The organism is Paenibacillus sp. Y916, assembly GCF_056786435.1.
The window spans coordinates 26,404-45,786 of sequence record NZ_JBXCJA010000003.1 but is presented as its reverse complement, the minus strand read 5'-3'; the positions used below and the strand labels follow the sequence as shown (position 1 = coordinate 45,786).

The 19,383-nt window shown below is 41.6% G+C and carries 22 protein-coding genes and 1 tRNA gene; 2 read left to right on the top strand and 21 right to left on the bottom strand.

Annotated elements, in window-relative coordinates:
* Window positions 1–218: 218 nt before the first annotated feature.
* The 15 genes from dnaB to rpsF all read right to left on the bottom strand — a co-directional run bounded on the left by dnaB (window position 219) and on the right by rpsF (window position 14,556).
* Window positions 219–1,577 carry a replicative DNA helicase gene (gene dnaB, locus AC1TO9_RS08280; RefSeq protein ID WP_482055720.1) on the bottom strand — a complete coding sequence of 453 codons (1,359 nt, stop codon included), beginning with the start codon at window positions 1,575–1,577 and terminating at the stop codon, window positions 219–221.
* A gap of 1 nt (window position 1,578) precedes the next feature.
* On the bottom strand, window positions 1,579–2,022 hold the full coding sequence (gene rplI, locus AC1TO9_RS08275; RefSeq protein ID WP_482058855.1) for a 50S ribosomal protein L9: 444 nt from the start codon (window positions 2,020–2,022) through the stop codon (window positions 1,579–1,581).
* Window positions 2,019–4,013 carry a DHH family phosphoesterase gene (locus AC1TO9_RS08270; RefSeq protein WP_482058854.1) on the bottom strand — a complete coding sequence of 665 codons (1,995 nt, stop codon included), beginning with the start codon at window positions 4,011–4,013 and terminating at the stop codon, window positions 2,019–2,021. Before AC1TO9_RS08270 ends, rplI begins: the two co-directional genes overlap by 4 nt.
* A gap of 11 nt (window positions 4,014–4,024) precedes the next feature.
* Window positions 4,025–4,942 carry a DUF2232 domain-containing protein gene (locus AC1TO9_RS08265; protein ID WP_482058853.1) on the bottom strand — a complete coding sequence of 306 codons (918 nt, stop codon included), beginning with the start codon at window positions 4,940–4,942 and terminating at the stop codon, window positions 4,025–4,027.
* Between the two features lie 5 nt (window positions 4,943–4,947).
* Window positions 4,948–5,250: a MazG-like family protein gene (locus AC1TO9_RS08260; protein ID WP_482055955.1), complete on the bottom strand. Its 303-nt coding sequence runs from the start codon at window positions 5,248–5,250 to the stop codon at window positions 4,948–4,950.
* 66 nt (window positions 5,251–5,316) lie between these two features.
* The gene (locus AC1TO9_RS08255; protein ID WP_482055716.1) at window positions 5,317–5,748 is read right to left on the bottom strand and encodes a CBS domain-containing protein; all 432 of its coding nucleotides are present in this window, start codon (window positions 5,746–5,748) and stop codon (window positions 5,317–5,319) included.
* A 122-nt stretch (window positions 5,749–5,870) separates the two neighbouring features.
* Window positions 5,871–6,869, bottom strand: coding sequence for an LCP family protein (locus AC1TO9_RS08250; RefSeq protein WP_482055715.1), 999 nt, complete (start codon window positions 6,867–6,869; stop codon window positions 5,871–5,873).
* A 219-nt stretch (window positions 6,870–7,088) separates the two neighbouring features.
* Entirely contained in the window at window positions 7,089–8,057 is a 969-nt protein-coding gene (locus AC1TO9_RS08245) for an ABC transporter ATP-binding protein (protein ID WP_482055714.1), read from the bottom strand.
* Window positions 8,054–9,043 carry an ABC transporter ATP-binding protein gene (locus AC1TO9_RS08240; RefSeq protein ID WP_482055713.1) on the bottom strand — a complete coding sequence of 330 codons (990 nt, stop codon included), beginning with the start codon at window positions 9,041–9,043 and terminating at the stop codon, window positions 8,054–8,056. Before AC1TO9_RS08240 ends, AC1TO9_RS08245 begins: the two co-directional genes overlap by 4 nt.
* 32 nt (window positions 9,044–9,075) lie before the next feature.
* Window positions 9,076–9,999 carry an oligopeptide ABC transporter permease gene (gene opp4C, locus AC1TO9_RS08235; RefSeq protein ID WP_482058852.1) on the bottom strand — a complete coding sequence of 308 codons (924 nt, stop codon included), beginning with the start codon at window positions 9,997–9,999 and terminating at the stop codon, window positions 9,076–9,078.
* 12 nt (window positions 10,000–10,011) lie between these two features.
* Entirely contained in the window at window positions 10,012–10,974 is a 963-nt protein-coding gene (locus AC1TO9_RS08230; RefSeq protein WP_482055711.1) for an ABC transporter permease, read from the bottom strand.
* A 94-nt stretch (window positions 10,975–11,068) separates the two neighbouring features.
* The gene (locus tag AC1TO9_RS08225) at window positions 11,069–12,811 is read right to left on the bottom strand and encodes an ABC transporter substrate-binding protein (protein ID WP_482055954.1); all 1,743 of its coding nucleotides are present in this window, start codon (window positions 12,809–12,811) and stop codon (window positions 11,069–11,071) included.
* A gap of 633 nt (window positions 12,812–13,444) precedes the next feature.
* The gene (gene rpsR, locus AC1TO9_RS08220; RefSeq protein WP_438348368.1) at window positions 13,445–13,717 is read right to left on the bottom strand and encodes a 30S ribosomal protein S18; all 273 of its coding nucleotides are present in this window, start codon (window positions 13,715–13,717) and stop codon (window positions 13,445–13,447) included.
* 21 nt (window positions 13,718–13,738) lie between these two features.
* On the bottom strand, window positions 13,739–14,224 hold the full coding sequence (gene ssb, locus AC1TO9_RS08215) for a single-stranded DNA-binding protein (protein WP_482055710.1): 486 nt from the start codon (window positions 14,222–14,224) through the stop codon (window positions 13,739–13,741).
* Between the two features lie 47 nt (window positions 14,225–14,271).
* Window positions 14,272–14,556: a 30S ribosomal protein S6 gene (gene rpsF / locus AC1TO9_RS08210; protein ID WP_482055709.1), complete on the bottom strand. Its 285-nt coding sequence runs from the start codon at window positions 14,554–14,556 to the stop codon at window positions 14,272–14,274.
* 190 nt (window positions 14,557–14,746) lie between these two features.
* On the opposite strand from rpsF, the gene AC1TO9_RS08205 reads away from it, so the two are divergent.
* Complete coding sequence (locus AC1TO9_RS08205) at window positions 14,747–14,941, top strand: YjzC family protein (RefSeq protein WP_482055708.1); 195 nt, start codon at window positions 14,747–14,749, stop codon at window positions 14,939–14,941.
* A gap of 480 nt (window positions 14,942–15,421) precedes the next feature.
* Here the strand turns inward: AC1TO9_RS08205 and AC1TO9_RS08200 are convergent.
* The 4 genes from AC1TO9_RS08200 to AC1TO9_RS08185 all read right to left on the bottom strand — a co-directional run bounded on the left by AC1TO9_RS08200 (window position 15,422) and on the right by AC1TO9_RS08185 (window position 16,980).
* Window positions 15,422–15,512: transfer RNA gene (locus AC1TO9_RS08200), tRNA-Ser, on the bottom strand.
* Window positions 15,513–15,576: 64 nt separating this feature from the next.
* On the bottom strand, window positions 15,577–15,792 hold the full coding sequence (locus AC1TO9_RS08195; protein ID WP_438348365.1) for a DUF951 domain-containing protein: 216 nt from the start codon (window positions 15,790–15,792) through the stop codon (window positions 15,577–15,579).
* Window positions 15,793–15,816: 24 nt separating this feature from the next.
* Window positions 15,817–16,713 carry a mechanosensitive ion channel family protein gene (locus AC1TO9_RS08190; RefSeq protein ID WP_482055707.1) on the bottom strand — a complete coding sequence of 299 codons (897 nt, stop codon included), beginning with the start codon at window positions 16,711–16,713 and terminating at the stop codon, window positions 15,817–15,819.
* Between the two features lie 18 nt (window positions 16,714–16,731).
* Window positions 16,732–16,980 (bottom strand): putative Se/S carrier protein, encoded by a 249-nt coding sequence (locus AC1TO9_RS08185; protein ID WP_482055953.1) that lies wholly within the window; start codon window positions 16,978–16,980, stop codon window positions 16,732–16,734.
* Window positions 16,981–17,113: 133 nt separating this feature from the next.
* On the opposite strand from AC1TO9_RS08185, the gene yyaC reads away from it, so the two are divergent.
* A complete protein-coding gene (gene yyaC, locus AC1TO9_RS08180; RefSeq protein ID WP_482055706.1) occupies window positions 17,114–17,719 on the top strand; it encodes a spore protease YyaC in 606 nt (201 codons plus the stop codon).
* Here yyaC and AC1TO9_RS08175 read toward each other — a convergent pair.
* Together AC1TO9_RS08175 and AC1TO9_RS08170 are read right to left on the bottom strand one after the other, a co-directional pair.
* Window positions 17,673–18,194, bottom strand: a complete 522-nt coding sequence (locus AC1TO9_RS08175) for a DUF4446 family protein (RefSeq protein ID WP_482055705.1) — start codon at window positions 18,192–18,194, stop codon at window positions 17,673–17,675. The two genes, yyaC and AC1TO9_RS08175, sit on opposite strands and share 47 nt — an antisense overlap.
* 24 nt (window positions 18,195–18,218) lie before the next feature.
* A complete protein-coding gene (locus AC1TO9_RS08170) occupies window positions 18,219–19,367 on the bottom strand; it encodes an aminotransferase class V-fold PLP-dependent enzyme (protein ID WP_482058851.1) in 1,149 nt (382 codons plus the stop codon).
* Window positions 19,368–19,383 lie beyond the last annotated feature (16 nt).

Genomic DNA, 19,383 nt, shown 5'->3' with positions numbered 1-19,383 from the left:
CCCCTTTTGGTGCCATTGCACCTATTATTGACATCATAAATCCTGGGCTTAGCATATGATTAGAGCGCTCAAACCATACTACAGCTTAATAAAGTAACAGTAATAGTGTAACAGTCCATTTTTTTGAAGTCAATAAAAAACGAACGATCACACCATAAAGGCTGTGATCGTTCGGAAATAGACTATTAATTGCGTAATATAATAAATTACCCCATTGATTAACCTGCAAAAGGATCAGATTGGGCTCCTTCATAGTTAACGAATTTATTAAAGTTCTTGAGAAACACCAGTTCTACCGTGCCTACAGGTCCATTACGTTGCTTAGCAATAATGATCTCAATAATATTCTTCTTCTCTGAATCCTGATTATAGTAATCATCCCGGTATAAGAAAGAGACAATATCGGCATCTTGCTCTATTGAGCCAGACTCCCGCAAGTCACTCATCATAGGTCTTTTATCTTGTCGTTGCTCTACACCCCGACTTAACTGAGACAATGCTATTACCGGCACTTCAAGCTCACGTGCGATCTGCTTCAACGTTCTGGATATTTCAGATACTTCCTGCTGACGGTTCTCTCCAGCTTTACCACGACCATGAATCAGTTGGAGATAATCGATGACGATCATTCCGAGACCCTTCTCTTTCTTCAGACGGCGACATTTCGAACGAATATCAGCCACGGTCACACCTGGTGTATCATCAATATAGATTTCTGCCTCAGATAACGAGGATATTCCCATCGTGAGCTTGGCCCAATCATCATCTTTGAAATCCCCAGTCCGCATCACGTTCGCGTCCAAGTTAGCTTCTGCACAAATCATCCGCTGCACGAGCTGAGGCGCTGACATTTCCAGACTGAATATAGCTACCGTCTCATTGGCGCGAACCGCGACATTCTGAGCAATATTCAATGCAAATGCCGTCTTACCAACAGAAGGTCTAGCTGCCACAATTATAAGGTCATTCTTCTGGAACCCATTCGTCATTTTATCTAGATCGACGAATCCCGTTGGAATTCCGGACGTCCCCCCCTTATTCTCATGTAACAATTCCACCTTATCGAACACTTCCATCAATACGTCACGGATATATACGAACCCACTTCCGCTACGCCGATTGGAAATTTCCAGAATCTTACGCTCAGCATCACCAAGCATACCCGAGACGTCTTCGCCACCCGTATAGCCTTCGCTAACAATCTGAGTGGCTGTTCGAATTAACCGCCGCAGCATCGACTTTTCCTCAATAATCTGCGCGTAATACTCCACGTTGGCTGCCGTTGGTACGGAATGAGCCAGCCTCGCTAAATAGCTGACACCACCAATATCCTCCAGTTGCCCACGATCCTGCAACAAAGATGTCAGTGTAACTAGATCGATCGGTTGATTATCCTCACCCAGCTGTAGCATAGCTTCAAAGATCAGTTGATGTGGTTTATCATAGAAATCATCTGTATTTACACGCTCCATCGCGGTAATTAGAGCTTCATCCTGTAGTAATATCGCACCAATAACAGCTTGCTCAGCCTCTAGATTCTGAGGTGGTATTCGATCATAATACTGCTCTCCGCCCATTTTAACCCTCCGCTACTAGAACCTTAAGCGTTGCCTTTACTTCAGGATGTAGCTTCACTGGTACTTGAGTTACACCTAATTGCCTAATCGGTTCACCTAACTCGATCTTACGTTTATCAATCTTGACTCCTTTAGCCGCCATTGCTTCTGCAATCTGCTTACTTGTGATCGCTCCGAACAATCGACCACCTTCACCAGCCTTTGCTGCAAGCTCAATCGTCATTTCCTCAAGCTTTTTGCCAAGAGCAATCGCTTCGTCCTTTTCCTGTTGTTTACGTCTTTCCTCAGCTGAAGTTTGATTCTCAAGAGTCTTCATATTGCCATCTGTCGCTGGACGCGCTACCCCACGAGGAAATAGAAAGTTTGCTGCATACCCTTCGGATACTTCTTTAACTTCGCCCTTTTTACCTTGACCCTTCATGTCCTTTAGAAAAATAACCTTCATTCGAATAAACCCTCTTTCTCTTCAATTTGATTCAGTACGTCCATTAGCTTCACTTCGGCTTCCGAAACTGTGCATTTCAGTTGTACCGCGGCATTCGTCAAGTGACCGCCACCGCCTAACATCTCCATTACGACTTGTACATTCATCCGTCCTAGAGATCGAGCGCTAATACCAATCAACCCATCTGGACGCTCACTAATGACAAAGGATGCCATCACATCGGTCATCGTCAGAAGCGTATCCGCAACCTGTGCAATTAATAGTTGTGAAATAACAACCCCTGATCCCGTAACCGCAAGTGCGACGTGTTGATGGACCATTTTCACCTTCTTAATAATTTCCGCCTTAGCCAAATACTCCTGGAGATCCTCTTTCAGCATGCGTTGAATCATCACAGTATCTGCACCACTACGACGCAAGAATCCAGCAGCTTCAAAGGTTCGCGAACCTGTATGAAGGGCAAAGTGCTTCGTGTCGACAATAATGCCAGCTAACAACATGGTAGCCTCGATCGGAGTAAGTTGTATTTTCTCATGGATATACTGAAGTAGCTCGGTAACTAATTCACTAGCAGATGAAGCATAGGGCTCCATATACACCAACACAGCATCATTGATGAACTCTTCACTTCGACGATGATGATCTACCACTACAATTCGAGAAGCATTATGCACAAGCTTCGGTTCCATCGTCATCGACGCTTTATGCGTATCTACAACGACTAACAAGCTATGTCCCGTGAGCATCTGCAAGGCTTGCTCGGGCGTAATAAATCGCTCTACTAGCGTCTCATCCTTCTCCACCTGAACTAACATTCGTTCAATAGACGGATTGTTACCTGATAGCACGATATAAGCATCAACATTGTACATTTGAGCTGCTTTTAGCACACCAATCGAGGCACCGATCACATCCATGTCCGGCAACTTATGCCCCATAATGAACACTTTATCACTCTCTTGCATAAGATCACGAAGGGCATGAGCAATCACCCTAGCGCGTACACGCGTCCGTCTTTCTACAGCATTTGATTTACCACCATAGAAAGATAATCGCTGACCAGCCTTCACAGCAGCCTGATCGCCTCCGCGTCCAAGCGCCATATCAAGGCTAGATTGGGCAAGCTCACCCAATTCGGAAATATCCACCGGACCAAAGGCTAGACCAACACTCAGTGTCATCGGTACCTTCAGATCCGCCGTCATCTCTCGCACGTCATCCAGAATGACGAATCGACTTTTCTCCAATTCTTGCAAAGATTTATGATTTAGCATCATTAGATATCGATCAGAAGACAGACGCCTTAAATATACGTCATATGTTCTTGCCCAGAACGTGATTTCATTAGCGGCCTTAGCAATAAGCGCCGTTCGCTGTTGATCATCCATCCCCTGCGTGGCTTCATCAAGATTGTCCAATGAGATCATGCCTAAAGCTAACCTCTCATCCTCATAACGGGACCTAAGTACGACAAGCTCCGTAATGTCATGTAAATAGATGAGACGCTCATCTGGAATGGCAATCAACTGATAATGACGATCTTCATAATGCATTTCTATATGATGTTCCTTATTAAGTTGATCCTTACTGCCCTCTTTCTTATCACTTATGGATACCATCAACTGAGGGAACATATCCTGTAAGGAGCTTCCAATCAAGGATTTTCGCTTAAACATTAAACTAACGTAACGGTTATTCCACTCGATGGTTCGATCTTCGCTGTATAGCACAATACCAAAGGGGAGCATACTTACAGCCTCTGCCTCCACCCGTTTAATACGGAATGAAAGACCATTGATATATTCAAGTAAATCTTTGCGGAACGCCATTTCCGTCTTTAACATCAAATAGCTGAGAATAGTTACAATACACAGACAAACTATCCCAAGTGGCCAGTTATACCACGTCACAAAGATAACAAGTAGCAGGAGAAGCATAAACGCCCATACGCTATTGTAGCCGTGCCAGCGTTTCTGTAGAAATTTAGGCATGACTCTCCACCCTATCCTTTTGGTTTGGTCATTAGCTGTCGCAATGGAAATGCAATGTCAATAATACCGATAATTGCCAGCGGTGGAAACAGCAACACAGGAATAGCGATTAGAATTGGAATAATGAAATGCCATTTACGATGATGAGCTAGAAAGAAGAAGAACCCGATAGCCTGGATACAGAAGAAAATATTCAATACAGGAATAAGATTCGCAGAAATCATCGTTAAATAGCCGCTTTTTGAGTTTAGCGTCATCATTTCAATCACGACACCAAGCAAATAGTACCAAATCAAAGATCTTGGAAACTTCCACTCCCGTGCAGGCTTAAGCTTCGTCACAGGGTAACCCATACTACTTAGAATCGGTCGAGCAATCACATGTGTGATCACAGCCATTATAAAGGCGCTAAGGATCAATGCATAAGGAATCTTTAACATTGTCATCTCCATCAACAACTTCATTTCCTCTGCAGACCACACAAATTCTGCTGGAAGAGTACCGTTCGCTACCATGTCTTGCAACGGTTTCATCGTCATATTCACGGCATCTTGCATATACCCTGAAAGATCAAATTGGAACAAAACGGTACCAATAAAGAGTAACAAGAGCATCCCAGTCAGAATCGTACCTGTTCCAACACCGATGGTACGTATAGCGGGCGCACCCTTCTTGTAACTTCTCCCCATGAAGATTGCTGGAATTGCAAAATACAAGGCCAGCAATAAATAGACGGGATGAATGAATAAAGCAACCAACCAGACCGGAATCACATGGATCAAGAATCCTTTAATACTTAATATGTTAAATAGTACAATCACCGGCACAATTAACAGAAATGCCGTTACGATTGATAAATTAGTTAGCAATGAAAGGATAAGGAGCAAATAGACTCCCGTCCATGCTAACGATTTCCAACTGAATTTCAATAGGTTCACCTCTTACGCAAATGTTCTTCAAGTGTGGAGATATCCTGATACCACTCCTCCAATTGATGTCCTTCTTGCTTATGTTTTTTAAGTTTGTCAATTAACAACTCATCGATCTCTCGATAAGACACGCCCAGCCTTCGCCCTAGAATATACGAGCTCATAATCAGGCTGGCGATGCTATCACCCACTCGAGCTGTACTGCCCTCCCATAGAGCTTTAAACAATCGGGATACATGGTCGACCACTTCCGTCTTCAGCCATTCAATCACTTTAGCACGTTTGGCTACATCCAAATCTTTCGGCATATTGGACACGTTAACCTCCCAAAAAAGCTTTATTCTTGATTATATCATAAACAAAGTACTCCTACACTAAGCCCGGCTTGATGCTATCGATTCCTTGGATACAAATTTCTCACAATACTCAATAATCTGACTTCGACGTACAATGCCAATGAAACGATTCATATCATCCACTACGGGTACGAAGTTCTGGACTTTGGCTAGATTAATCAAATCCTCCATATTGGCATCAATCGAAACAGGCTTATTACTCATCTTAATAGGGATATCCCTTATTAGAAACTTTGATGCATTCTCAAAAGTCACTTTGCCCTCAGAATTTTTCATATACCATAATAAATCACCTTCTGTAATCGTACCGGCATACTCCCCATTGTTGTCCAGCATAGGTACGGATGTATATCGGTGAAATTCCATCCGTTCCAACGTCTGCCTCAACGTCGATTCATGAGTCAAACATACCACATCTTGCTTTGGAAGTAGAAAAAATGCAATGTTCATATTTAATGATCCTCCCTAATCTTGGTACAGAATTCACTATCTTCATACGTTCACAACGCAGAAATGTTCCATTAGATGCTAAATCAGCAGCCCTACTCGGTTGGGCTGCTGACTGAAGTAACTTACTTTGTTGTTTTCTGATCTTCCGGCATCAGCAATGAATAAGTTGATGTTGATTGATTCATCCAATTATCAATTAAATCTTGGGCAAATTGGAGATCGTCCTCATTGGCTTTCTCATAGGAAATTCCATTCAAGCGTATGTTCTCACCAATAACAGTATAGCTTGAAATTTGTAGTTCACTTCCAGTTAATAGCTGTTTCGCTAGATCAATAATAAATTTGGGCTGCATGTTCGTTTGAAGATTAGTACCCATAATATCTAATAATTCCGGAATATTAGCTAACTGGTTCACGTTCATCATTTTCTTGGCCACTTGGTCTAAGAATACTTGTTGTCTCTTTGTCCGATTGAAGCCACTATCCTCGCGGTAACGCACATAATTTAATGCATCCGTACCGTCGTAGACTAACTGATTCGCCTTAATTGTAAATTTCTCATGATCTGCTGCTTTATTGATAATATCCTTTTGGATGGGAAGTTCAATACCGCCAATTGCATCCACAGCATCCTTCAAACCAACGAAATTAATCGTAGTATAATAATCAATCGTATGATCAAGTAAAGCCTCCATCGTATCTTTCGCCATCTGTTGGCCACCGAAAGCGTAGGAGTGATTAATCTTATCCATCTTGCCTCTTCCTATAATCTCTGTGTACGTATCCCGTGGGATGGAGACCAACAATATCTTCGATTCCTTCGGGCGTACTACTGCATAAATCATGGTATCTGACCGCGCAGGTTCATTGTCACGCTGGTCTGTTCCCAACAGTAAGACCGAGAAAGGCTTACTCTGAAGTGCAATAGGCTCTGCCTTAGGAGTAGTTACATCTTCCTTTAGTGGCTTATATGACTTCTCCTGCAATGTGTTCTCCACTTGATCGGACAGAAAGATATCAAACGCAAGCACAGCTAGAGATTTACGAAAAGTAAAAGCTCCCGCTAAAATCAATACCAACACTATAGCTACAATTGTATAACTTTTTGTTCTTTTTTTCATGTTTATGTTCCTTCTTATCGTGTATAGTATAAATAATATTAGTGAGCATACCAAACTATTGTAAACTTTATCTCGATAAAAGGAAACTGGAAAATGACTTTAACGCTAAATTTATTTAATAGTACACACAAGTAGAAACGGCAATGCCGTCCTTTTTCAAAGACGGCACCCGTTTCAGCGGAAATATAAGTAATGTGGTGGGAAAAGAGTTCATGTAACCTATACAAAATGGCATGCCACAAAGTGATCATTACCTACATTTCGATACTCAGGATTCTCTTGTTTACAAATATCTGCAGCAATAGGGCAACGTGTGTGGAACTTACATCCAGTCGGAGGATTTGCCGGGCTTGGTATATCCCCGTTAAGAATAATCCGTTCCCGCTTCAATGTAGGATCAGGAATCGGTATCGCTGACATTAGAGCTTTTGTATATGGATGTAGTGGATTTCTGAATAATTCCTTTTTCGGAGCCATCTCCACCATAGATCCCAAATACATAACCCCCACCCGATCACAGAGATGCTCCACCACGCTCAGATCATGAGAAATGAACAAGTATGTAAGACCCTTATCCTGCTGCAAATCACTTAGTAGGTTAATAATCTGTGCTTGGATAGATACATCTAGTGCCGATACCGGTTCATCTGCTACGATAAATTCAGGATTCATAATTAGTGCACGTGCAATACCTATTCTTTGACGTTGCCCACCCGAAAATTCGTGAGGATAGCGATTATATTGATAGCTAGCTAATCCACAAATATTCATCGTCTCCAGGACACGTTCCTTCAGTTCTCTCTGGTTATGGACCATGCCATGATCAAAGAGTGCTTCACCTATAGCCTCACCAACCTTAACTCTTGGGTTCAGTGAACTATAAGGATCTTGAAATATAATTTGTATCTTCGGACGAAGGTTACGTAGTTTATCCTTTCGCAGCTTATAAATATCTACTCCCTTGAACAACACAGTTCCCGAAGTTTTCTCTTGCAAACGAAGTATTGTACGGCCAATCGTGCTTTTACCACAACCAGACTCACCTACAAGACCAAGCGACTCCCCCTTGTTAATATGAAATGAAATATCATCTACCGCCTTGACATGTCCTACGGTCCGCGAGAATACTCCGCCGGTAATGGGAAAGTACTTCTTAAGATGCTCGACTTCCAGCAATGATTCGTTCATTGTACTTCCCTCTCTTCTTCATATAACCAACAGGCTACTTTATGTTCCTTATTTGCATGTGAACGGAAGGGGGGTTGTTTCGTTGTACAAATATCCATACAGAACTCGCATCGTTCATGGAAATGGCAGTTATCTCCTAGATCAACCGGATTAGGAACCTGTCCGGGTATTGAATATAATCGTTCCTGTTCTTGATTCATAATCGGCTTTGCTTTCAAGAGTCCCCGCGTATAAGGATGCCTAGGCTCTTTAAACAGCTCCAATACCGGCGCCTCTTCAATCACCTTTCCTGCATACATCACAACAACATAGTCAGCCATTTCAGCCACGACACCGAGGTCATGAGTGATCAACATAATGGAAGTATTCAGCTTATCCTTGATATCACGCATTAAATCTAGTATTTGCGCTTGAATGGTGACATCTAGCGCAGTAGTCGGTTCGTCAGCAATAAGCAGCTTCGGATTACAACTAAGAGCAATCGCAATCATGACCCGTTGACGCATACCGCCACTTAATTCATGTGGGTATGAATGATATATTTTGTCCGCTCGTGGTATACCAACCATATCAATGAGTTCAATCGCCTTAATACGAGCCTCTTTACGATTCATCATGAGATGAAGAATAATGGGTTCAGCGATCTGCTCACCTATAGTCAATACCGGATTAAGAGATGACATCGGTTCTTGAAAAATGATTGAGATTTCATTTCCACGGATGAAGCTCATTTCACGCTTATTCATTTTCAAAATATCTTTACCCTCGAACAAAATCTCTCCACCAGCGATCTTTCCCGGAGGCGTCTCAACCAACCGCATCAAAGACATCGCTGTGACGCTTTTACCACATCCCGATTCTCCAACGACGCAAAGTGTCTCGCCTTCGCGAATTGTAAAACTAACATCATCAACCGCTTTTACAATTCCATCGGATGTATGAAAATGCGTTTTCAAGTTACGGAATTCTACTAAATTCTTAGCCATATCGCATCTCCTATCTTAAGCATATAGGTGCCCTATTTCTTCATTTTTGGATCCAGGGCATCACGAAGGCCCTCACCGATAAGATTGATCGCAACAACGGTCATAAGAATACACATTCCTGGTGGAATCCACAGCCATGGCCTTTTACGGAAATCAATCATATTATTCGCTGCTGAGATCATATTCCCCCATGATGGCGTTGGAGGTACTACACCAACTCCTAAGAAACTCAGAGCTGATTCATACAGGATGGCTCCCGCCACTCCCAATGTGGCAGAGACAATAATAATGGGAACAACATTAGGGATCAGATGCCGAAATATTTTACGACGATCACGTAATCCAAGGGCTTCTGTTGCTTGCATAAATTCCATCTCTCGAAGTGATAAAATTTGTCCTCGTACAAGTCGAGATAGACCCGTCCACCCCAAAACACCAATGATCAACATAAGAAAGTATATACGATTGCCAGAATCTACTTTGAGATCAGATAACACCGCACCCAGAATGATCAGTATTGGCAGTGTCGGTAGTGCCATGAATATATCAGCAATACGCATAATGACCGCGTCAATTCCTTTACGATAAAACCCAGCAATCGCGCCTAGCGTTGCTCCGATGGCCACCGATATGGACGTAGCCACTAATCCAACAGTCAAAGAGATCCTACCGGCGAGCATCATTCTAAGCAGAATATCTCGCCCTAGCTTGTCGGTACCTAACCAATGAGCCCAATGAGGTGCTAAATTCTTATTAGCAATGCTATAGTCCCCCACACTATAGGGGGATAGCAACGGACCTACAAAACTGAGTATAAACATAAATGTTAGTATGATAAGTCCCATTAATGCTAACCTGTTCTTCACAAATCTGCGCATCGCCAATCTCCATGGAGAAGAGGATGCTTTCGTTGTAACTTGTACATTTGTCTCCCTTATGGCTATGTCTACGGACAACTGAATCTCCTCCTACTTCAGGCGAATTCTTGGATCTGCAACTCCATATAATACGTCGGAGAGCAGATTGCCTAGCAATGTTAGTACAGCAAGGAATATCGTGAACCCGAGCATAAACGGATAGTCACGCATACTGATAGATCCTAGATATACTTGGCCAATCCCCGGCCAAATAAATATCTTCTCCAGTATAATCGCGCCACCAAACAAAGCAGGTAGTTCAAATCCAAGTAAAGTAATCGCAGGAATCATCGCATTACGTAGGGCATGTTTGAATATAACCGTTCGCTCTTTCAGCCCTTTTGCCCGCGCTGTTCGAATATAATCCTGACGGATGACTTCCAGCATAGAGGTACGGAAATAGCGTGTAAGACTCCCCGTACTAATCATCGTCAACACAATAGTCGGTAGGAGCATATGATGAGCTACATCCATGATATAGTCCCATCCGGTAGCCCCAAGTCCTGCTGTCGTCATACCTCCTACAGGGGTAAGCCCGAGATTTAGGCTGACTACTAATATAAGTAGGAGTCCTATGAAGAACGAAGGTAGCGACATACAGAGAAATATAAACAGCGTAATCATCTTATCCAAGAATGAATGTTGAAATTTAGCAGAGAACACCCCTGCGAATATAGCAATAATCCAACTTAATACTAAACTTGTAAATGCAATGACAACGGAATTCCAAACATACGTATCAATGACCTTGGTGACCGGTTTCTTATGTTGTAGCGAATCACCCATATCACCTACAGCCATATTTCCCACCCAGTCAATATAAGCTTTACCTATTGGCTTATCTAGGCCGTAGATTTCACGAAGCTGTGCTTCTTTCTCTGCTGTCATATTAGGAGAGGCTTTAGCCGTAATATAATCTCCTGGAACCATACGGGAAATTGCAAACACAATCATAGTGATCCCAATGAGTGTCGGAATCATTTGCAGCAGTCTACGGAATATGTACTGCCTCATATTATTCCTCCTGACTTTATAATGGATATATGCTCAGCCCCTAGGGGCTGAGCATATATCCTTCTATTCTTCTATTCTTCTTGTTCTATGATTATTATTGTGCAATTTCCACTTGGTTCAGGCTATACGTAAAGTTCTTATATGGAGTAAGGTCGAACCCTTTAATTCTTCCGTTAATAGGCCACATATCTCTTCTTTGATACATATAGATGTAAGGGAGATCAGCATTAAGCTCTTGATACATTTCTTTGTAAATTTCTTTACGTTTTTCTTGATCTAGTTCAACTTTTCCCTTTCTCATTAGCTCATCTACTTTAGCACTACCATAACCGATATTGTTCTGTGCACCATCAGAAGTATACACCGTGTTATCTGGATCTGGTGTCAAGCCCCAAGCTGCGAAGTACATTTCGAAATTTCCAGCTTTTTGCTTAGCGATAATAGCATTGAAATCAAGTGTTTCTGAAGAAATATCAACACCTAGATCTTTGTAGTTCTTCGTCATGATTGGAAGCAATGCCTCTACAACTGAGTTATCTGCTGTTGCGGAGAAGTTAATCTTGAACTTTTCTCCGTCTTTTTCACGAATACCATCCGCTCCAACTATCCAACCTGCTTCATCAAGAAGTGATTTTGCCTTCTCAATATCGAAGTCATACGACTCAATACCTTCATCTGTGTAAGCCCAACCTACTTTTGATTCTGGAACATTGATTACATCTGCATATTTACCAAAAGAACCTTCTACAACTTCTTTACGGTTCAGACCGATTGTTAAAGCCTGACGAACCTTAACATCTTTGAATTTATTGTCCTTATGGTTAAAAGCAATATACCCATATCCATTAGTTGGGAATATATGAACATCTAGAAATCCTAATATTTGTAATTCTTCTACATTATCCTCATTCACTGTAACCATATCCATATCGATCTCACCAGCTTGAAGCATCGCAAGCTTCGTATCATCTGTTGTTGCCTTAAAGATCAAGTTCTTCACCTTTGGAGCACCAGCAAAGTAGTCTGCGTTTGCCTCAAATACCACTTCTTGACCTGCAGCATGATTCTTCATGATGTATTTACCGCTACCAATCGGTTTATCATTCAGTTCTTTAATTGAATCCAATTTACCAAATTCATACCCTTTACCATAGTAAGATTCAGGCATGAAGTAAATTTCACCCAGATCAGTTCTTGTAATAGCTGTTTTTTCAGTAACATTAATTTCAATTGTATTATCATCAATAATGGTTACACCAGAAATATCCTTGGACTTACCATCATGAAATTCCTGACCACCTGCAACTTTTAAAGATAGAATATCCGTTTCTCCATCATACGTTGGATCATGAAGCACTTTTAGTGCGAACAAGATATCCTTGACTGTGACCGGCGTTCCATCACTATACTTAATACCTGACTTCAACTTAAATGTATATTTCAACCCATCTTCAGAAACATCCACACTTTCAGCAAGATGCTCTTTGTACGTCCCATCCCCTTGAACGATAAGGAAACTATCGAATACGGTTTCAACAACATATTTATCGTAAGCTGTAGACCAGAATAACGGGTTAAATGTACCATTGGGAGCTACCATACCAATAATGAGTGTGTCTGCACGATTCGCAGCAGCCGCTGGGTTCAGCGAAAGGTCGCTAGCTGGGAATACACCATCATTCTTCCCCTCATCCGTCGCTACCGGTTCTACTGTTTCTGCGGGTTCCGCAGGCTTGATCGTTTCAGTAGCTGGTGGAGTTTCTTTAGCTGGTTCTGCGATATTATTTCCTGAACATGCTGACAAAATGGTAATCATAACTAAGAGTATTAGCATCATACTTGATAGTTTCTTCTTCAAAGTAAGTCCCCCTCGAGATTATTTAACACCATGTAACTATTCATATTCTGAAAGAATCCTATAATGTTAATTAATCACCCTCCTACGGATCATCTTGGAATGGCTGATACTAATCTTTATAGATGCTTTTCATGATGTTAAATTTTCCTCCATTGTGCATTCACAATAGTCAGACAGTACACTAACGCTTTAAAGCGAAATAAACCAACGGTCAATAATAGCGTGATAAGGGAATTAATCCCTCTGTTAAATTAATGTAAATCATACAGTGTTATAATAACTCACGTCAACCTATTTTTTGTGTAACTTCCATTTAAAATAAAACCGCATACACTTCATTATGTTTCATTAACTTCCATAATTGTATTTGAGATTTTATATTATATAGCACTTATTCTAGTTTTTTGTCGGTTTATGTAATAATACGCGTTAGATTATATAACATTCTGGTGTTTTCGCTAATATTCCTCAATAAATGACACTGTTATTTGACTCTCATATATTAGCTACGCATGATAGATTTATGCATTTCTTCAAAAAAGTCTATTCTTTCAAACAAAAAAAGACAGCCGCCTCTAGGCAGCTGTCTCTTTCATGTACAAGTATAGACTACTATTCAGTAGTGTATGGCATCAAAGCGATTTGACGTGAGCGTTTAATAGCAATTGTCAAAGCACGTTGATATTTTGCACTAGTTCCTGTTACACGACGCGGCAAAATCTTTCCGCGTTCGCTAACAAACTTCTTAAGCAAATCGATATCTTTATAATCAATGTGAGTAATTTTGTTAGCAGTAAAGAAACATACCTTTTTACGCTTATTACGTCCACCGCGGCGTGCCGGTCTCTTATCGTTATCAGCAGATTCTCTTGGTTTAAAAGCCATGCTAGTCAGTCCCTTCCATAATTAAAATGGCAAATCATCATCCGAAATATCTATCGGTTTTCCGTCATCGGAAAAAGGATCTTGATTGTTGTTTGTATTGCGTGAGGCTTGATTTCCGCGCCCCTCGCCACCGTTTGAAGGCTCTTCACGTGTTGCAGTATTACCTCCACCACTTCCGCCTTCGCGGTTAGATGATTCCAAGAAACGAACATTATCAGCAATAATCTCGGTGACGTATACACGTTTACCTTCATTATTCTCATAATTACGCACTTGAATGCGTCCTTCTACTGCCGTCAGACGGCCCTTACGTAAATAGTTGGCGCAAGTCTCAGCAAGTTGTCTCCAGGTTACGATCGGAATGAAATCCGCTTCGCGTTCCCCGCCTTGAGCCGTAAATGAACGATCTACAGCAAGCGTAAATTGCGTAACCGCTACCCCTGAAGGTGTGTAGCGCAATTCTGGATCCTTCGTTAATCGGCCGATCAGAATGACACGATTCAACAAATTAAGTCCCCTCCCTCAAGCGATTTAACTACAAAGCAAAAAACGAATTAAGCAACATCATTGGTAATGAGATAACGAATAATATCGTCAGAAATTTTCATTAGACGCTCAAGTTCATTAATAACTTCTGGTGTACCGTTGAAGTTAACTAGAACGAAAGTACCATCATTAAATTTCTTAATCTCATACGCAAGACGGCGTTTACCCATTACATCATGCTTTGTAATTTCCCCACCGTTGGAGATAATGCCTTGGAATTTTTCGACTGCAGCTTGGACTGCATCCTGCTCAATATCAGGACGAATAATGTACATTACTTCATATTTGCGCATATCATTTCACCTCCTTATGGTCTCACGGCCCCTGATCTAACGTCAGGAGCAAGGAGCGAGCGTTAACTCGCACCTAAACATTATACCTAATTGTCATGCTGTACGCAAGTCCAATCATTGGACACATGATTCTTTGTAACTGGTACACACTAATGGGGTAATCCATTTTTATTTCAAGGAGGATATCATAATGGGCGAACATACAGAATTTAGACCGGGAGACAAGGCCCCAAAGAACGGTCATTACATGGAGTTTGGGGAAATCGGTATTGATACTCCCATTCTAGACCCTAAGCATGTTAAGCTTCAAAAGGGAGAACGATTCCCTAACACGAGCAACCAGAATCGAAAGTGGAAAATGAAAGACAAAGGAAAGTCACATTAATTATCGCTAAAATAAATTTTTATTAAGTTCATGTATAAGATCCCTCTTACCTAATCATAATATTAGCAAGCGGTGCATGAGAGAGGTGTGGTTCCGTTGGACTACTTAGTCAAGCAGATACAACATCAGCCTTACATTAAGTTGGGGGTCGAAATCTGTGTCTGTGAGAGATATAAGCAAGAATTAGCGTAAAGCTTAAACTTTTCTTGTATTTCAAACAAATCACCGGAAATCCGAAGTTTCACTGTAAAATGTGACTGTAGATGAATTCCAAATCGACACGCACCGCTACAAAGAAGGGCCCTTATGGGTCCTTCTTTGGTTCACATCTGTTGAAACCACATTGGCTTTCAGTCATATTTAAATAAACTGGGTTATCCTGATAAATAAGTGTCATTCGGGCACTTATTCCAGCCTGATCTTTCAAAAAAGACCTTCCACATGAAGTGGAAGGTCTTATATACGTAGGAAAAATAGTAATGGCGGAAAGAGTGGGAGTCGAACCCACGCACGCCTTGCGACGCCTAACTGATTTCGAGTCAGCCCCCTTGGACCACTTGGGTACCTTTCCACAGCAGAGTTTATTATACCGTGAAGAGCATGAAATTGCAATTACAAACTACTCGCTAAGCCCTTTATTCCATCGTTTCTGACGGAGGTATCGTAGAACGAAGAACCTTCTTCATATTCTTCTCAAATTTCACACGCGGAACAAGTACACTGTGCTGACAACCTACACATTTAATCCGAATATCCATCCCCATACGGATGATCTCCATTTCATTACTCCCACATGGATGTTGCTTCTTCATCTGTACAACATCGCCTAATTGAAATACTTTACGTTCCATTTTTCTACTCCTTCCCGCCTTCTCTTACTGTGGATTGTTCTGTTCCACCAGCCCTAATTGTAAAGACTCTTCTTCCTCAAGAGCCCGCTTAATCACCATCTGAATTTGACGTTCAACCTCGTCACGAGTATTGGGCAGACAATCTGCTACAATACGAATTGCATATTCACTTGTACTTAAGGCTTGGATACCAAGCACATCAGGCGTTCTGATCATTTCCATCCTACCTTCGATCATCCCTTCTGTCGCTCGCTGTATAAGTTTAAGCGTATCTTCAAGATGATGTTCATTCTTCATAGGGATATCTACAATTGCCAAGGCATTAGATAATGAAAAGTTAGTCACCGTAGTAATCCCTCCATTAGGCAAAATATAAACTTCACCCGTATGGCTTACGATCCGAGTTGTCCGAATGCCGATCATTTCCACTGTACCTCTAAAAGTACCTGTCTGGATCACATCACCCACTGCGAACTGATCCTCTAGTATAATGAAGAATCCGGTAATCACATCTTTAACTAAACTTTGTGCTCCGAACCCGATGGCTAGACCCAACACCCCTGCTCCCGCAAGTAACGGAGCTAATTCAAAATTAAACTCAGCCAAAACAATCAAAACCATAATAAAGTTACACGCCACAGAAGTAATATTCCTCATTAATCCACTCACAGTCACAAATCTACGCGGATTCATTCTCAGCTTACTATTCTCCTGACGAGCCAATGATTGATCGATTAACTTGTATACAATCTTAATTATTAAACGACTAAGCAAAATAATGATAATAATTCGTATGCCTGCAATGAGAACGGACATCCACATGTCCACATCCGTTAGCCAGTTCCATACCTTATCCTTAAATCTCAGCACCTCCACAATGACTGCCTCTGGATCTACACTTTCAACATCCAAGTATGGCAAGACTGTTCCTCCTTACATCTAAATGGCTTCATAATGCTCTAAGTTGTTCTTCATAAATATCCCGCGGATCTCAACCTTCTCTTGTTCAATGATGTTCTGAACAACAGCTAACTCCTCACTAGGGAATAGAATAGATAATGCGCATCCAGCTGTAACATCTTTAGGTGTTGGAAACAAGTCAATCTCAATATTTGCATATTCCAGCAACATCTCAGCTCGTAACGCCTGCTGCGTGGAATCAAACGCAATAAGAAGCCCTTCTTCCATCATTCAGCCTCCCATTTCTTAATTTATAGCCTATTTCATCATCCAAATTAATAGATTCAATAGAACCTACGTATAAATAACCCTCTTCGTCCATATACTAGATACTACTATCTGCCAATGAAAGGAAGATCCTATGAGTCCTCTTTCCAAACCAATGCCAAATCAGCAACCTTCTTGCTTAAAAATACCACATACCGATCCTGAAATCCATTCAACACTCACTCATCGCTTGCTCTTCCATCTTTCTCAGGTAAAAGAGGGTCAGCCTATTATTATAGTATGTGTAGGTACCGACCGATCTACAGGGGATAGTCTCGGTCCACTCGTAGGCACTTTATTATCCCGTTATGAGAGTCCACTATTTCATATTTACGGTACATTAGAAGACCCTGTCCATGCGGTTAATCTACAGGACAATATCTCTTCTATATATAAGACTTATCATCAACCATTCGTTATCGGTATTGATGCCTGTTTAGGACAATCTTCTAGTATTGGTTGTATCCAGATCATAGATGGTCCTCTCGCGCCAGGAGCTGGGGTACATAAACAATTACCGCCTGTAGGCGATATCCATCTAACTGGAATCGTTAACGTCGGCGGCTTCATGGAATACTTTGTTTTGCAGAACACACGTTTAAGTTTAGTTATGCGCTTATCTGATATTATTGCGATTAGTTTATACACCGCGATTAAAGAGTGGAAATCCCACTCAACAATGTTTGCTTTGCGAGAGTAATCGCTCGCTTCTCTTCTGTAGACAATGTGTATGTTGAATCGCCTTGTTTAAGCGGTTTAGCGTATATATAGGAATTCTCCCTACTGTAGATCGATGTAAGAACAATACCATCAGAGTGATCGTCGATGATCGCAACGGAGAAACTTAAGTCACTACCACGTTCTTCAAATGCATTGTATTTAATTAGTCCAACATGCCCTTTTACCGATTGCATCTTGTTCAACGTACTTTCTAGCGTTTCTCGCTGTTGACCATGATCCTCTTGCAACCGATCAAGTTGTAACTTCAGATCAATTAGGAGACCCTCTAAATTCTCCACACCATCGCCAGACATCATCTGCTCATATCTACGACGCAATTTATTTAATTTAAATAATTGCATGAACATCAAGATTAACAATACCAATACAATAAACATAATGATTCCAATATATAGCGCTACATGTTCTATGATTAAATCATTGAGATCTGACATGGATGCTTCATTCCTTTTCCTGTTTCATTTACACATTTGTTTCATGGCCTTGATTAACATGTCTATTTCTATTTCTGTCGTCTCGACTCCTACACTAGCACGTACAGCACCGCTTTTATCCGTATGTACGGCATAATGAGCAAGAGGGGTACAATGGAAACCCGCCCTTACAGCAATATCGTATTCACGATCTAGTCGAAAGGCCATCTCAGATGAGTCATACTTATCTACCACAAAAGAAACAATACCCGTGCGTGGATCTCCCTTATTGGGGCCTAATAACGCAACGCCTGGTATATCGACCAATCCATCCATAAGTTGTTGAGTAAGATTCCACTCATGACTATATATCCGCTTAGGGGTAAGTTCAATCACCTTTTTAACTCCTACTTGTAGACCTGCAATTCCAACCGTGTTGGGTGTCCCTGCTTCATAACGGTCAGGACGAACAGAAGGCTGTTCCTTCTCCTCAGACTGGCTTCCTGTTCCCCCATGAATAAGCGGTTCCAACTCTACATAAGGAGCAATATACAAGCCTCCAGTCCCTTGAGGTCCTAGCAACCCCTTATGACCTGGAAAAGCCATCATATCGATATTCATCCGCTCCACATCAATATCCAGAATCCCCGCACTCTGTGCCGCATCCACCAAGAAGATCGCACCATATTTGTGGGCTAATGCACCTATCTCTTCAACAGGTAGTATACTTCCTAATAAATTCGAACTATGTGTGCACACAACCAAACGTGTGGGTTGTCTCAATGCAACCTCTACATCAAGAAGATTCAACTCACCTTTTCCATTGACTCGTACATAATCCACCGTAATCCCTAGCGTTCTCTTCAGATACTCTAACGGACGACGAACAGAGTTATGTTCTACCATTGTGGCAACGACATGATCTCCTTCTTGTAGGAACCCTTTTATCGCCATATTCAGTGCAAGGGTTGTATTATTGGTAAAGGCAATATCATTCGCATTTCTTACACAGAACAGTTTAGCCAATTGCATCCTACTTTCGAAAAGAACACGACTAGCCTTAACGGCCATCGCGTGGCTTCCCCTTCCAGGATTAGCCGCTGACTCCTCCATCGCAACCTTCATAGCTTGAATTACAGCTGGTGGTTTAGGCCATGATGTTGCCGCGTGATCTAAGTAAATCATTGGACTCAACCTCCTCAAGACACAG